Annotated in this window: 17 protein-coding genes; 12 read left to right on the top strand and 5 right to left on the bottom strand. The window is 57.9% G+C overall.

Annotation, left to right across the window (positions count from 1 at the left end; translation table 11 throughout):
• The first annotated feature begins 5 nt into the window (after positions 1 to 5).
• The 8 genes from I9187_RS18235 to I9187_RS18200 are packed head-to-tail and all read left to right on the top strand — an operon-like array spanning position 6 to position 6,740.
• Positions 6 to 2,138 carry a bifunctional (p)ppGpp synthetase/guanosine-3',5'-bis(diphosphate) 3'-pyrophosphohydrolase gene (locus tag I9187_RS18235; protein ID WP_171236159.1) on the top strand — a complete coding sequence of 711 codons (2,133 nt, stop codon included), beginning with the start codon at positions 6 to 8 and terminating at the stop codon, positions 2,136 to 2,138.
• A 16-nt stretch (positions 2,139 to 2,154) separates the two neighbouring features.
• Positions 2,155 to 2,853: a DUF2062 domain-containing protein gene (locus I9187_RS18230; protein ID WP_171180784.1), complete on the top strand. Its 699-nt coding sequence runs from the start codon at positions 2,155 to 2,157 to the stop codon at positions 2,851 to 2,853.
• Positions 2,846 to 3,592, top strand: a complete 747-nt coding sequence (locus I9187_RS18225) for a pyridoxine 5'-phosphate synthase (protein WP_171721894.1) — start codon at positions 2,846 to 2,848, stop codon at positions 3,590 to 3,592. The genes I9187_RS18230 and I9187_RS18225 overlap by 8 nt, the downstream gene beginning before the upstream one ends.
• Positions 3,589 to 4,212: a LysE family translocator gene (locus I9187_RS18220; RefSeq protein WP_171180780.1), complete on the top strand. Its 624-nt coding sequence runs from the start codon at positions 3,589 to 3,591 to the stop codon at positions 4,210 to 4,212. Before I9187_RS18225 ends, I9187_RS18220 begins: the two co-directional genes overlap by 4 nt.
• On the top strand, positions 4,209 to 4,628 hold the full coding sequence (acpS, locus tag I9187_RS18215; RefSeq protein ID WP_171236156.1) for a holo-ACP synthase: 420 nt from the start codon (positions 4,209 to 4,211) through the stop codon (positions 4,626 to 4,628). Before I9187_RS18220 ends, acpS begins: the two co-directional genes overlap by 4 nt.
• A 60-nt stretch (positions 4,629 to 4,688) precedes the next feature.
• Positions 4,689 to 5,528, top strand: coding sequence for a signal peptidase I (gene lepB, locus I9187_RS18210; RefSeq protein WP_171180776.1), 840 nt, complete (start codon positions 4,689 to 4,691; stop codon positions 5,526 to 5,528).
• A complete protein-coding gene (gene rnc, locus I9187_RS18205) occupies positions 5,525 to 6,217 on the top strand; it encodes a ribonuclease III (protein ID WP_171180774.1) in 693 nt (230 codons plus the stop codon). The genes lepB and rnc overlap by 4 nt, the downstream gene beginning before the upstream one ends.
• A 4-nt stretch (positions 6,218 to 6,221) precedes the next feature.
• The gene (locus I9187_RS18200) at positions 6,222 to 6,740 is read left to right on the top strand and encodes a GNAT family N-acetyltransferase (RefSeq protein WP_171180771.1); all 519 of its coding nucleotides are present in this window, start codon (positions 6,222 to 6,224) and stop codon (positions 6,738 to 6,740) included.
• A gap of 2 nt (positions 6,741 to 6,742) precedes the next feature.
• On the opposite strand, the gene I9187_RS18195 is transcribed toward I9187_RS18200, so the two are convergent.
• The gene (locus I9187_RS18195; RefSeq protein ID WP_171180769.1) at positions 6,743 to 8,125 is read right to left on the bottom strand and encodes a multicopper oxidase family protein; all 1,383 of its coding nucleotides are present in this window, start codon (positions 8,123 to 8,125) and stop codon (positions 6,743 to 6,745) included.
• 160 nt (positions 8,126 to 8,285) lie between these two features.
• Between I9187_RS18195 and era the strand changes: the two genes are divergently transcribed.
• The 3 genes from era (at position 8,286) to I9187_RS18180 (ending at position 9,957) form a co-directional block, all read left to right on the top strand.
• Positions 8,286 to 9,194 carry a GTPase Era gene (gene era / locus I9187_RS18190; RefSeq protein ID WP_171180767.1) on the top strand — a complete coding sequence of 303 codons (909 nt, stop codon included), beginning with the start codon at positions 8,286 to 8,288 and terminating at the stop codon, positions 9,192 to 9,194.
• Positions 9,191 to 9,520, top strand: a complete 330-nt coding sequence (locus I9187_RS18185) for a DUF1491 family protein (protein ID WP_171180765.1) — start codon at positions 9,191 to 9,193, stop codon at positions 9,518 to 9,520. The genes era and I9187_RS18185 overlap by 4 nt, the downstream gene beginning before the upstream one ends.
• A 113-nt stretch (positions 9,521 to 9,633) precedes the next feature.
• Entirely contained in the window at positions 9,634 to 9,957 is a 324-nt protein-coding gene (locus I9187_RS18180) for a SemiSWEET transporter (RefSeq protein ID WP_171180764.1), read from the top strand.
• Positions 9,958 to 10,016: 59 nt separating this feature from the next.
• Here I9187_RS18180 and I9187_RS18175 read toward each other — a convergent pair whose 3' ends face one another.
• A complete protein-coding gene (locus I9187_RS18175) occupies positions 10,017 to 10,406 on the bottom strand; it encodes a VOC family protein (RefSeq protein ID WP_171180762.1) in 390 nt (129 codons plus the stop codon).
• 262 nt (positions 10,407 to 10,668) lie between these two features.
• Positions 10,669 to 10,920 carry a hypothetical protein gene (locus I9187_RS18170; RefSeq protein ID WP_171180760.1) on the bottom strand — a complete coding sequence of 84 codons (252 nt, stop codon included), beginning with the start codon at positions 10,918 to 10,920 and terminating at the stop codon, positions 10,669 to 10,671.
• A 195-nt stretch (positions 10,921 to 11,115) separates the two neighbouring features.
• Here I9187_RS18170 and recO point away from each other — a divergent pair, with 195 nt between their 5' ends.
• Positions 11,116 to 11,841 carry a DNA repair protein RecO gene (recO, locus tag I9187_RS18165; protein WP_171180758.1) on the top strand — a complete coding sequence of 242 codons (726 nt, stop codon included), beginning with the start codon at positions 11,116 to 11,118 and terminating at the stop codon, positions 11,839 to 11,841.
• Here the strand turns inward: recO and I9187_RS18160 are convergent.
• Entirely contained in the window at positions 11,825 to 12,217 is a 393-nt protein-coding gene (locus I9187_RS18160) for an META domain-containing protein (protein ID WP_171180756.1), read from the bottom strand. The two genes, recO and I9187_RS18160, sit on opposite strands and share 17 nt — an antisense overlap.
• A gap of 36 nt (positions 12,218 to 12,253) precedes the next feature.
• Positions 12,254 to 12,808, bottom strand: a complete 555-nt coding sequence (locus tag I9187_RS18155) for a hypothetical protein (protein WP_171180754.1) — start codon at positions 12,806 to 12,808, stop codon at positions 12,254 to 12,256.
• Positions 12,809 to 12,861 lie beyond the last annotated feature (53 nt).

Genomic DNA, 12,861 nt, shown 5'->3' with positions numbered 1-12,861 from the left:
ACCGGATGATTTCTGCTGACGACCTGATTGCGCTGGTCCGCAACTACAATCCCAAGACGAATGCTGAACGCATCACTCTGGCTTACGAATTCGGTCAGCAGATGCATGAGGGGCAGTTCCGCCATTCTGGCGAGCCCTATTTTACCCATCCCGTTGCCGTTGCCGCCATCCTGACCGAACAGCGTTTGGATGATGCGACCATCATTACGGCGCTGCTTCATGACACGATCGAAGACACCAAAGCCAATTACGGCAAGGTGGCCGAGCTGTTTGGGGATGAGGTCGCCAAGCTGGTCGATGGCGTGACCAAGCTGACCAACCTGCAATTGTCCAGTCGCGAAACCAAGCAGGCCGAGAACTTCCGCAAGCTGTTTATGGCCATGTCCAAGGACTTGCGGGTTATTCTGGTCAAGCTGGCCGACCGTCTGCACAATATGCGCACGATCAAGGCAATGCGCCCCGAAAAGCAGGTGATCAAAGCGCGCGAGACGATGGACATCTATGCGCCGCTTGCAGGCCGGATGGGTATGCAATGGATGCGCGAAGAACTGGAAGACCTCGCTTTCCGTGTCCTGAACCCCGAAGGCCGTCAATCGATCATCCGGCGTTTTATCACGCTGCAACGCGAAACCGGTGACGTGATCCATCGCATCACCGGCGACATGCGGCACGAGCTGGAAAAGGCGGGGATCGAGGCTGAAGTGTTTGGCCGCGCCAAAAAACCCTATTCGATCTGGCGAAAGATGCAGGAAAAGGATCAGGGCTTCTCACGCCTGTCGGACATTTACGGCTTTCGCATCATCACCCAGACCGAAGAGGACTGCTATCGCACACTTGGTGCCATCCACCAACGCTGGCGCGCGGTGCCGGGGCGGTTCAAAGATTACATCAGTCAGCCGAAATCGAACGGCTACCGCTCGATCCACACCACTGTTTCAGGGCGCGACGGAAAACGGGTCGAGGTTCAGATCCGCACCCGCCAGATGCATGACGTGGCTGAAACCGGCGTTGCGGCGCATTGGTCCTATCGTGACGGTGTACGGACCGAGAACCCCTTTGCCGTTGACCCGGCCAAGTGGATTTCCAACCTGACTGAGCAGTTCGACAACGAAGAAGATCACGAAGACTTCCTCGAGGCCGTCAAGCTCGAGATGTATTCCGACCAGGTGTTCTGCTTCACGCCCAAAGGGGATGTGGTGAAGCTGCCGCGCGGGGCGACGCCGATTGATTTTGCCTATGCTATCCACACCCGGATCGGCCATGCCTGTGTCGGGGCCAAGGTGGACGGCATTCGCGTGCCGCTCTGGACCCGACTGAAGAATGGGCAATCGGTGGATATCATCACCGCCGACGGTCAGACGCCCCAGGTCACGTGGCTTGAGATCGCCGTCACCGGCAAGGCCCGCACCGCCATCCGTCGCGCCTTGCGCGAGGTCGACCGAGAGCGGTTCATCAAGCTGGGCAAGGAGCTGGCGCGTTCCGGTTTCGAACATGTTGGGCGCAAGGCAACAGACAAGGCGCTGGACACTGCTGCCAAGCACCTGCGCCTGAAAGATCGGCATGAATTGCTGGCCCGTCTGGGCAGCGCGGAACTGACGGCGCATGAAGTGGTCGAGGCTGTTTATCCTGAACTGGCTAAGGACGATGGTGACGCCATTCCGCTGCGTCGCGCCGTGATCGGCCTTGAACCAGGTCAGAAATTCGATCGCGCCCCATGCTGCCAGCCATTGCCGGGAGAACGTATTGTCGGCATCACGTACCGGGGCAAGGGCGTGGTGGTACACGCCATCGACTGCAACCGGCTGAGTGAGTTTGAAGGCGAACCCGACCGCTGGGTCGATCTGCACTGGCATTCGGGAACCCACCCTGCCGTCTATGGTGCGACATTGGATCTGACCATCGGCAACGATGCAGGAGTTCTGGGTCGTATTTGCACATTGATCGGCGAGAAAAAGGCCAATATCTCAAACTTGGAATTTGTTGACCGCAAACCGGATTTTTACCGTCTGCTGATCAATGTCGAACTGCGCGACCTTGAACAGTTGCATTCGCTTATGCTGATGCTTGAGGCGGAAAGCGATGTTGCGGCCGTCGAACGGTATCGGGATCAGACCAAAGCTGCGGTTGCGGCTGGCTGAGGAAGGGTGAGCACGCGTGGTATTCAAGCGCCGAGACCGACGCTCTGCTGTCCAAGTCGCGTCGGAGTTTGTCTATCCGCGTGGTGGGTGGACCCGCGCTTTTCACTATGTAAAACACCGAGTTCGCCGTCTTCCAGATTCGCCTGACCGAATTGCGCGTGGAATTGGGGCAGGGGTTTTTGCGGCGTTCACCCCGTTCTACGGATTGCATTTTCTGGTCGCGGCTGTTGGCGCAAGGCTGATCAAGGGAAACATTCTGGCCGCGCTGAGTGGCACATTTTTCGGTAACCCTCTGACCTATGTGCCGATCGGTGTGATCTGCCTGCAGACCGGGCACTTTCTGTTGGGAACCGAATATGAAGAGGGTGACACACAGGGGCTGATGGGAAAGTTCGCTGACGCCATCGGTGATCTCAAGAATAACTTTGTGGCCTTGTTTACAGACCGCGTGGCAGATTGGCATGGGTTGGCGCAGTTCTACGATGACGTCTTCTACCCCTATATGATTGGTGGCATCATCCCCGGCATTGTGGCGGGTGTGGTCTGTTATTACCTCAGCCTGCCATTGATCCTAACCTATCAGCAGCGACGTCGCGCCAAGATCAAGGCGAAGTTTGAGGAAATCAAGCGCTTGGCCGAAGAATCGACTGCCGTTTATCCGGCAGAGCCACTAGGCTCGGGCCAAACGACTCAAAAGGAATCGAGGGATGTCTGAGAACCATCTGCGGCTTGGTGTGAACATTGATCACGTTGCCACTGTGCGCAATGCGCGGGGCGGGGCTTATCCCGATCCGCTACGCGCCGCCAAACTGGCGGAAGAGGCTGGTGCTGATGGCATCACGGCGCATTTGCGCGAAGACCGCCGCCATATATCGGACGCTGATATCGACGGGTTGATGGAAGTTCTGTCGGTGCCATTGAACTTTGAAATGGCCGCCACGGAAGAGATGCAGAAAATCGCCCTGCGGCACAAACCGCACGCGGTCTGCATCGTGCCTGAAAAGCGCGAGGAACGTACCACCGAAGGCGGGCTTGAAGTCGCGCGTGAAGAAAACAAGCTGGCTCATTTTATCGCGCCGCTGCGCGATGTCGGCTGCCGCGTGTCGATCTTCATCGCCGCTGACCAGCGCCAGATCGAGGCGGCCCACCGTATTGGCGCCGAAGTGATCGAATTGCACACCGGTGCCTATTGCGACGCCCACGCAGAGAGCCGCATGGGAGATGCCACGCAAGAACTTGAATCGCTGCGCCAGATGTCTGCGTTTGCCCACTCGCTGGGGCTTGAGGTGCACGCGGGGCATGGTCTGACCTATGACACGGTCAAGCCGGTTGCGGCCTTCCCTGAGGTGAAAGAGCTAAATATCGGCCATTTCCTGATTGGTGAATCGATTTTTCTGGGCCTCACCCCCGCCATTCAGGAAATGCGCCGCCTGATGGACGAGGCGCGCACGTGATCACGCCCGGCTTTGTCGCCATCTGGCTGGCCTGGCTGATGGCTGGCGGCTCTCCGGGGCCTGCAACGATGGGTATTGCCGGAACTGCGATGAACGAAGGCCGCCGTGCCGGTCTGGTCTTTGCGCTGGGCATCTGTGCCGGATCCGCCGCTTGGGGCATAGCAGCTGCACTGGGTTTGTCGGCGATCATGCTGGCCAATGTCTGGGTGTTCGAGGCGATCCGCTACATCGGTGTGGCCTATCTGGGCTGGCTGGCCCTCAAGGCGTTGCGCCGTGCGATGACCTCGGACGAAGTCGCCTTGGGCAAACCTGTCACTGGTTCGCTGCCGACGATCTTTGCCAAAGGCGCGGCGATCCACCTGACCAACCCCAAAGCGATCCTCAGCTGGGGCTCGATCTACGCCATCGTCGCCCCAAATGACGCCAGCCTGTCCATGCTATTGAGCTATTTTGCCATGTTGTATGCGGGGTCACTGATGATCTTCATCGGCTATGCGTTTCTGTTTTCGTCCGAGCGTATGGTCCGAACCTACCGCCGCGCCCGCCGCTTGTTCGATTTTGCCTTTGCCGGGTTCTTTGGCTTGGCGAGTTACAAGATCCTGACGGTGCGGTTGTCATGATCCTCGGTATCGGCACAGACCTCGCAAACATCGACCGCATCCAAGGCACGCTTGACCGCTTTGGCGATCGGTTCCGCAATCGTGTCTTTACTGACATCGAACAGCGCAAAGCCGAACGCCGCCACGACACCGCTGGCACCTATGCCAAGCGGTGGGCGGCGAAAGAGGCATGCTCTAAGGCGCTGGGCACTGGGCTGCGCATGGGCATAGCGTGGAAGGACATGGCCGTTACCAATCTGAAAACCGGCCAGCCTGTCATGCATGTCACTGGCTGGGCCGCCGAGCGCCTCAGGGAAATGACACCCGAAGGATATGAGGCCATCATCCATGTCACCCTGACGGATGACCATCCCTGGGCCCAGGCATTTGTGGTGATCGAGGCGCGTCCGCTTCAAGATCACGCCACGCAGCCTTGACTTGCCCCCATCCCCCCCGCATGTAGCAGCCAAGCCAAGCACAGAACTGGAGAGAGCAGTATGGCCGAGGAAGCCAAAACCGGAAATCCCGTTTGGGAGACGATCAAAACCATCGTCTATGCGCTGCTGATTGCAGGCGTGTTCCGCACCCTCTTCTTTCAGCCGTTCTGGATTCCCTCGGGCTCGATGAAGCAGACCTTGCTGATCGGCGATTTCCTTTTCGTCAACAAGATGGCCTATGGGTACTCATACGCGTCTTGCCCCAGTCTGATCATTCCAAGCGTCGGTTTGAATGTTGATGCCGAAGATATCTGCGGCTGGATGCAGGGCGATGGTGATACGCGCATCTGGGGCGGTGAGCCTGAGCGCGGCGATGTCATCGTCTTCCGCCACCCCGTCACGGGCCGCGATTATATCAAGCGTCTGATCGGCTTGCCGGGGGATCGCATCCAGATCCGTGAAGGTCAGATCATCCTCAATGGTACGCCGGTTCCACAGCAGCCCGACGGCGTCTTTACCGAAGTCGCTGAACCTCAGGGGCCTCAGCGTCTGCGTCCCCGTTGTGAAAATGGAGCTGTTGGCATTGGTGGTGCTTGTGAAAAATCACGCCTGATCGAAACCCTGCCAAATGGGGTGTCTTATGACGTGCTGAACATCGGCAATCAGGGGTCGGACAATACCGGCATCTATACCGTGCCCGAGGGCCACTATTTCTTCATGGGCGACAACCGCGACAATTCCAGCGACAGCCGCCTGCCGCAATCTGCAGGTGGGGTGGGCTATGTGCCGTACGAAAACCTGATCGGTCGCGCTGATCGGATCATGTTCTCGTCTGCGGGCCGATCGATGTTGTTTTTCTGGACCTGGCGCGGTGATCGGTTCTTCAAGGCGGTCAATTGAAGCTATCGGCTGAAATAAAAGCGTTCCAGCAGCGTTTGGGGTACGATTTCACCAACCCCGAACTGCTGGTGCGCGCGTTGACCCACGGCTCGGTGTCGTCGTCTACCCGGCCCGACAATCAGCGGCTGGAGTTTCTGGGCGACCGAGTGTTGGGCCTTGTTATGGCCACGGCGCTGCTAGAGGCCGATAAGAAAGCCTCCGAAGGTCAGCTGGCCCCTCGATTCAACGCATTGGTCCGCAAAGAGGCTTGTGCCGATGTTGCGCGTCAGATCGATCTGGGCGCGGTGCTGAAGCTGGGCCGGTCCGAGATGTTGTCCGGAGGTCGCCGCAAACAGGCGCTGCTGGGTGATGCGATGGAGGCTGTCATTGCAGCCATCTATCGCGATGCCGGGTTTGAGGCCGCCCGCGATGTCATCTTAGCCCTGTGGGGGGACCGTATTCACAAAGTCGAGGCCGACGCCCGCGATGCCAAGACCTCGCTTCAGGAGTGGGCGCAGGCCCGCGGCCAAAGACCGCCCTCATATGTCGAGATCAAGCGCAGCGGTCCGGATCACGCGCCGATCTTTACCATTGCCGCCCGCCTTCAGGACGGAACCGAGGCACAGGCCACTGCGGGATCCAAACGGCAAGCCGAGCAGGCAGCTGCGAAGGCGCTGCTTGAGAGGTTGAGCCCGCCCAGTTCCTCTTAGGGAAATGAATTTCAGGCCAGCCGTAAAGGCGGATGCTGCCAGCCTGGCTGCTTTGTCGATTGAAGTCTGGGTGGGCACCTACCTGCGTCATGGCGTGAGTTCTTTGTTCGCCGAGTTTGTACTGGCTGAGTTTACAGCGGCGCGGTTTGAAGCACTTATCGAGGAAGGTTCGGACCTTTTGGTGGTCTTGGAAAACCGGGATGGTATTGATGGCTATATTCGGGTTTCAGAAGGTCGCGCAGCTCCTGTCGACGGGCTGTCCGATCTTGAGATCGTGACATTTTATGTCCAGCCGCGGCATCATGGTAAGGGTATTGGGTCAGCCTTGCTGCAATTAGCGACCGACCACTGCCGAGATAAAGGGCAGGGCGAGATCTGGCTGACAACAAATTCCGAAAACGCACCCGCTATCGATTTCTACCTGTCCAAAGGGTTCAGGCAGGTTGGCGTTTCGGACTTTCGGATCGGCGACCAAGCCTATCCGAACCATGTTCTGGCGCTGGACGTAGCGACGCTGGGCTAGGGTCAAACCACCCGAATGAACCCTGCCAGCCCGGTTTTCTGATGCTCGATCACGTGGCAATGAAAGGCCCAGTCGCCGGGGTTGTCAGCGACCAGCGCGATATCAATGGTCTCGTCTTTCAACAAAAGCATCGTGTCGGTCATCAAGGGCGGCAGGGCGCGCAGGTTCGATTTCAGCGGCACGAAAGCCAGTCCGTGCAGGTGGATCGGGTGCAAGTTAGGAGATTCGTTACGGAGGCGCAAAACATAGCTCTTGCCTTGTTCCAGCACGGCCAGCGGACCGGTTCCCTCTGCTGCATCTCCGGGCCACGGCGTGCGGTTGATCGACCAGAAACTATACCCCAGTGATCCGCAGAACCCGTCATTCGGAGGGCCACCTTCAGGCGTCCAGCCGAACACGAACTCATGCAGCTCGGCTTGGTTCAGTTCAGGGCGCAGAACAGGGTTTCTGCGCAAAGGGCGCAATTCCCTCATATCGCGCGCTTTGGATTGTCCGGTCGCGCGCAACCGCGCCATCGCGCGGTGTTTCTGTCCAGGAAATTTGGCGACAAGTGCCACCGACTGCCCTTCATCGTCTGGCATCAGTACGGCAAAATCCGCCCGCTGACCCGGGCCCAGCAAAAGCGGTGCATCGGGTGTGGGTAAGGTCAGGTCGATCTCAACCGGATGCCCGTCCCACGCAATGATCTGCGCCTCAGCCCCTTCAAGATGCAGCTTGTAGATGCGGGTTGTGTCCGTATTGACGACGCGCAGCCGCACAAGGCTGCCTGCCGCGTGATCATACACTGCTTCTGTCAACCAGTTTGCAGTCTGGACATTGCCAAACGTACCTGCGCGCGCAGCACCACGCGCCGTATAAGCGGGCAAAAACGCGTCTTCTTCGTCCAGTCGGAAATCACGCAGATTGATCACTTGCTCGCTGTCGAAACCGGGGTCTTCCCGCTCGGCAATCACCATGACGCCGGTCAACCCGTGGGCCATTTGATCCATTGTCATGCAGTGGGGGTGATACCAATATGTGCCGGCGTCCGGTGGTGTGAATTCATAGGTAAAGCTGTCATCCTCGCCGATTGGCATCTGGGTCAGATAAGGCACCCCGTCCATCTCGTTGGCGATGCGCAGCCCGTGCCAGTGCATTGCGGTGTAATCGGGAAGGGTATTGCGCACCGTAAGCCGCATGACGTCGCCTTGCCGTCCATACAGAACCGGTGGTGGTGCGTCGGGGTAAAGGCTGACCATCCCCGTGGTCAACCGATTGCGCAACCTGTAGCTGGCGGTCTGCAACACGAGGTCTTGCGTGGCATCGCTTGCCGCCAAAGACAAACCACCCAAACCCATGGCACCAGCAGCGGCACCGCTTCCAAGAATAAACTTGCGACGTTTCATTGCGACCTCTCTGTAGGGATGTGTCGCCGGGCTGGGAACGGCTGGGCGTCTGTGCCTGACCTGCCTTGGCCCGCGCATAGCTGCAATGCGACAAATCCCTCTGGCCCAAAGGTCCTTTCTGCTATAGCAGAGCGCAATTGCAAACAGGAACGCCAGATATATGACCACACGCGCCGGATTTATCGCCTTGATCGGAGAGCCCAACGCAGGCAAATCCACCCTTCTGAACCGCATGGTTGGGGCCAAGGTCTCGATCGTGACGCACAAGGTACAGACCACACGCGCCCGCATTCGGGGTGTGGCGATGGAGGGTGACGCGCAGCTGGTCTTTGTTGACACGCCGGGCCTGTTTAAGCCCCGCCGCCGCCTGGACCGCGCCATGGTCGCTGCCGCGTGGGGTGGGGCAGCGGATGCCGATGTCGTTGTCCTGATGGTTGAGGCGCATCGCGGCATCACCGAAGGGGTTGAACGCATCCTTGAGGGGCTGGAAGAGATCGGGCAGGGTCGGACCATCGCGCTGGCGATCAACAAGATCGACAAGGTGCCGTCCGAGAAGTTGCTGGCGCTGACCAGCGACCTGAACGCCCGCTATCCGTTTGCAGAAACTTTCATGATCTCGGCCGAAAAGGGACATGGTGTAGACGATCTGCGCAAATGGTTGGCCGGGGAACTGCCAGAAGGCCCGTGGCTCTATCCTGAAGATCAGATCGCTGATTTGCCTTTGCGCATGATCGCGGCTGAAATGACGCGCGAGAAACTGACCCTCCGCCTGCATCAGGAACTGCCTTATCAGCTGACCGTTGAGACCGAAAACTGGGAAGAGCGCAAAGATGGCTCTGCCAAAATCGATCAGGTCATCTATGTCATGCGCGACGGCCACAAAGGCATCGTACTGGGCAAACGCGGCGAGACGATCAAGGCTGTCAGTCAGGCGGCGCGGGCCGAATTGGAAGAGTTCCTTGACCGTAAGATTCACCTGTTTCTGCAAGTGAAAGTCCGGCCCAACTGGCTGGAGGAATCCGAGCGGTATTCGGAAATGGGTTTGGATTTCAAAGACGGCAACGCATGACCCGCCTGACGGCCGAATTCTGGGTCCATGCCTATTTGGCACGGCTTCGGTTTCAGGAAATCCCGGCCTTTGTTGTGGCCCATGGCGATGACACTGCTGGGGCGGTTCTGGTTAAGCTCAATACGCTGGACGGAAAGGCCGCCGCATTCCAACGCAGCTTTGACCTGATGAGTGGTGAGCGAAAATGGGTCGAGCTTTCCAGCGGCACTGAGATGGATGTGGACGCCGCCATCACCAAACAGCGCAGCTTTGACCCTGACCTTTGGGTGATTGAAGTTGAGGACCGACAAGGGCGACATCTGCTTGGCGAAGAGGGTTTGGAGTAACCTCTGCACAGATCGCGCTTTGACGCGTGGATCAAAGTGACTATTTTCAAATGACATCTGGCCGTTCAGGGCTGATTGCCCCTTGGATCAATGCAAAACGATGAGGTGTTCTCGTGACTGAAACACTTGCTGAGAAACTGGAAAAATCGGAACTTGGCCACTGGATGCAGCGGTTCGAGAACTTCATGGTCTTTGTCGGTGTCGTCGGCCCATTCGCCACGCTTCCGCAACTGGTCAAGCTCTACTTTACCCATTCCGATCACGCCTCAGGTCAGTCGCTGCTATCCTGGTCGCTTTATGCGGGGCTGTCTTTTCTGTGGTTTGCCTATGGGCTGGTGGTCGGCAAGTTGCCCATCTATGTGGGCAACGGAATCTCAACGGTGCTGAATCTGCTGATGGTCGTGGGTATTCTGATTCATGCCGGTGTGACGTTCTGATCTTCCGACGTCCTTGGAATTCTTATCAACATCGCCCCGGAAAATCATTCACGACGCTTTCAACCTGCATCGCTGAAGTAAACAAAGCTCATCTTATTCCCATCCGGGTCGCGGGCATAGGCGCCAAAGAAGTTCGGACCGTATTGGGGGCGATCACCCGGGTCGCCCTCGTTTGTGCCGCCATGGGCCAGCGCTGTTTCGTGTGCATCTCTCACTTCTTTTTCGCTTTGGCAAAGCAAGCCAACCATGTTGCCATTTCCGATTGTCGCAACTTCCTTATCGAACGGCGTCGCGACCCATATGCACCCGCCACCGCGCAGCTCATAGCATACTGCATGCGGCATGTACTCGGCGACGACTTTTCCGCCCATTGTTGACACAACCGCATCATAGTATGTGCGCGCCTTAACAACGTCGTTTGAACCGATCATGACATAGTTGAGTGACATTTCTGAAATCCCTAAATTTAGAACATAAAGGGAACATTAATGGCGGAATTGCATTCGTGCAATGCGATTCTTGCACTGTGGTCAGCCCGATCCCCGCGAAACCGTGACTTCGGACCGTGATGTAATACCACGCTGGAAGTGACCTAGATCCGTGTTGAAGGCTGCCTTTGCTGGGACTGAAGGGAATTGCGACAGACTCGCCTTACACGGCCCTATGTTCAAAAGGGCAGGGTTTTGGCTTGCTATTCTGTGTGGGCAAATCTCACATGTTGTTTTGACCACTCCAGCCGTCTTCGTACGCGCCCAACACTCTGGACATCTGTAGCAGTGATGAGAACAAGCGCGCGTAAACATCCCTTGATAGCATGGGTTTGTTGTCGTCCAGCACCTGCACCAGATCGACAACGGTCGAAGCGAACCTCTCATACACCTGCATGTCAGCAGCCGTTGGATCATGCGTCCAGATGTTTCGTGCGTCGTAGTAAGCCCCAGGTTGCGGTTCGTCATCGATCATTACTTGACCCCTTCCATTTGAAGCGCAGGTGGGCGAGCTTGTGAGGCTGTGCAAGATGGCTGGCAGGAAGTCACAAAACTATGGCTGTTTCTGAAAAGAACCTTGAACGGTACATGCGGGGCAGGTTCTGCACTTGCGTGCCAACTCGGCTTGGGATTTTCTGCGGTTTAACCCAAGCAGCAACAAGGTCGAGTTTTGGACTGGCGTGATCACGGCATACTTCTGACCTCTCGCAACCACGGTGAGACTGCGGCGATAATAGAGGTCTTCACCGAGGCCCACGGGCGTCACGCCGGTGTTGTACGCGGTGGAACCAGCCGTAAGGTCGCGCCCATTCTGCAACCAGGCGCGCAGCTGGACGTGCTGTGGCGCGCGCGGCTGGAAGAGCATCTGGGCACGTTTCAGGTTGAACCGCTGAGGTCCCGCGCGGCGGCCGCGTTTTCGGGGCGGCTGGCATTGTCCGGGCTCAATGCCGTTGTGGCGTTGCTATCCTTCTGCCTGCCCGAACGCGAACCGCATCCCGCGCTTTACAAGCGGACCGAACAATTGATGGATCTGCTGGGTCAGGATGAAATCTGGCCGCTGGCGTATTTGCGTTGGGAGCTTGCTTTGCTGGATGAGCTGGGCTTTGGTCTTGACCTGACCACTTGCGCCGTGACCGGAGTGACGGAAGGGCTTGTTTACGTGTCACCCAAAACGGGTCGCGCCGTCAGTGCAAAAGGTGCCGGGGAATGGGCGGACAAGCTGTTGCCGTTGCCGCCGTGCCTGCGCGGCCAAGGTACCGCGCCGGACACCGAGATCGCCGAGGCCTTGCGTACGACCGGGTATTTCTTGGAACACCGTGTCGCCCCGTCTTTGGGGCATAACCCGCTGCCAGAAGCACGTGCGCGGTTTGTGGATCAGGTTACTCGGCGGCTGTGAACACCATCTCGTGCTCATCCTCATTGCGCAGGATCAGCACGTCGCCGGACACTTCGGATTGGGTCATGGCCATGAGGGCGGCGAAATAGAACCCCTCTGCCTCGAGTCCCGCACAAGCGGCTCGTGTTGCGCTCAGGTCTTGTATCTCAAACCAGGGGTAGGGCGCATTCAGAGTGCCTGTGTAGCTGTTGCAGGGGGCGTTTCCTGCAATCTTACCCTCTTCTGGAAAGCGCAGCAGGGCGCTGGCCTCGTAAGGTTGGCCATCGATTTCCTGCAACACCCATGTCCGGTCCGCAGCGCCATAGGCGGCGACGGTTTCGTCTTTTTCACATTGGAACAGGCCCAGCAGGGGCAGAGTCAGGATCAGGCGGGTCATTTCAGGGTCTTAACCCAATTAGGCTGTAGGGAAAACTCAATAGGGGATCGTGCCGCTCAGCAAGTCCCGGCGCACTTCAAGGCGTGGCCTCCAGTTGTATTTGGTGTCCTCGCGCACGGGTGCCCAGTACAATGCGCCGCTATTCCGCCACGGGTCCAGAATGATACCGTCATACATCGAATCCCCTTTGGCGCTGATCAGCGCGGAATGATGGATGATCCGAAACTGCGTTGGTGGAGACGTGACCCAATGCAAGTCGAGCGTGCGGAAGTTTTCCTGCCGTAGCCGTGCGGTCATGGCCTGTGCCCAATCGTTGCACAGACCAAACTCGCGAAATCCGTTAGCGATCTTGGCATTGTGGATGATGGCTGGATCGGTGATGTTCCATTCCCGCGCCAATTGCTGAGAATAGGTGTAGGAGATCGTGGCAGCCTGTTGCGCCTCGACGGGATCAACCTCGGGCCCGAGCGACCGGATGGCCTGTGTCAGCGCATCGATGTCGCTTTGGGTCGCGTTCGGTTGACTGACGGAGCAGCCGCCCAGCACAAGTGCAGCAAGTATCGCCCAAAGCGCAAAGAGTCGTCGGATCATTTTATGCTCACCATTCCGTTGACTGGGCCTGTTTCGCTGGGTGCTGTACCGGG

It is taken from the genome of Ruegeria sp. HKCCE4148 (genome assembly GCF_017872495.1).
Taxonomy (GTDB): domain Bacteria; phylum Pseudomonadota; class Alphaproteobacteria; order Rhodobacterales; family Rhodobacteraceae; genus Ruegeria.
The sequence above is the reverse complement of the archived record's forward strand: the minus strand, read 5'-3'. Positions and strand labels throughout refer to the sequence as shown.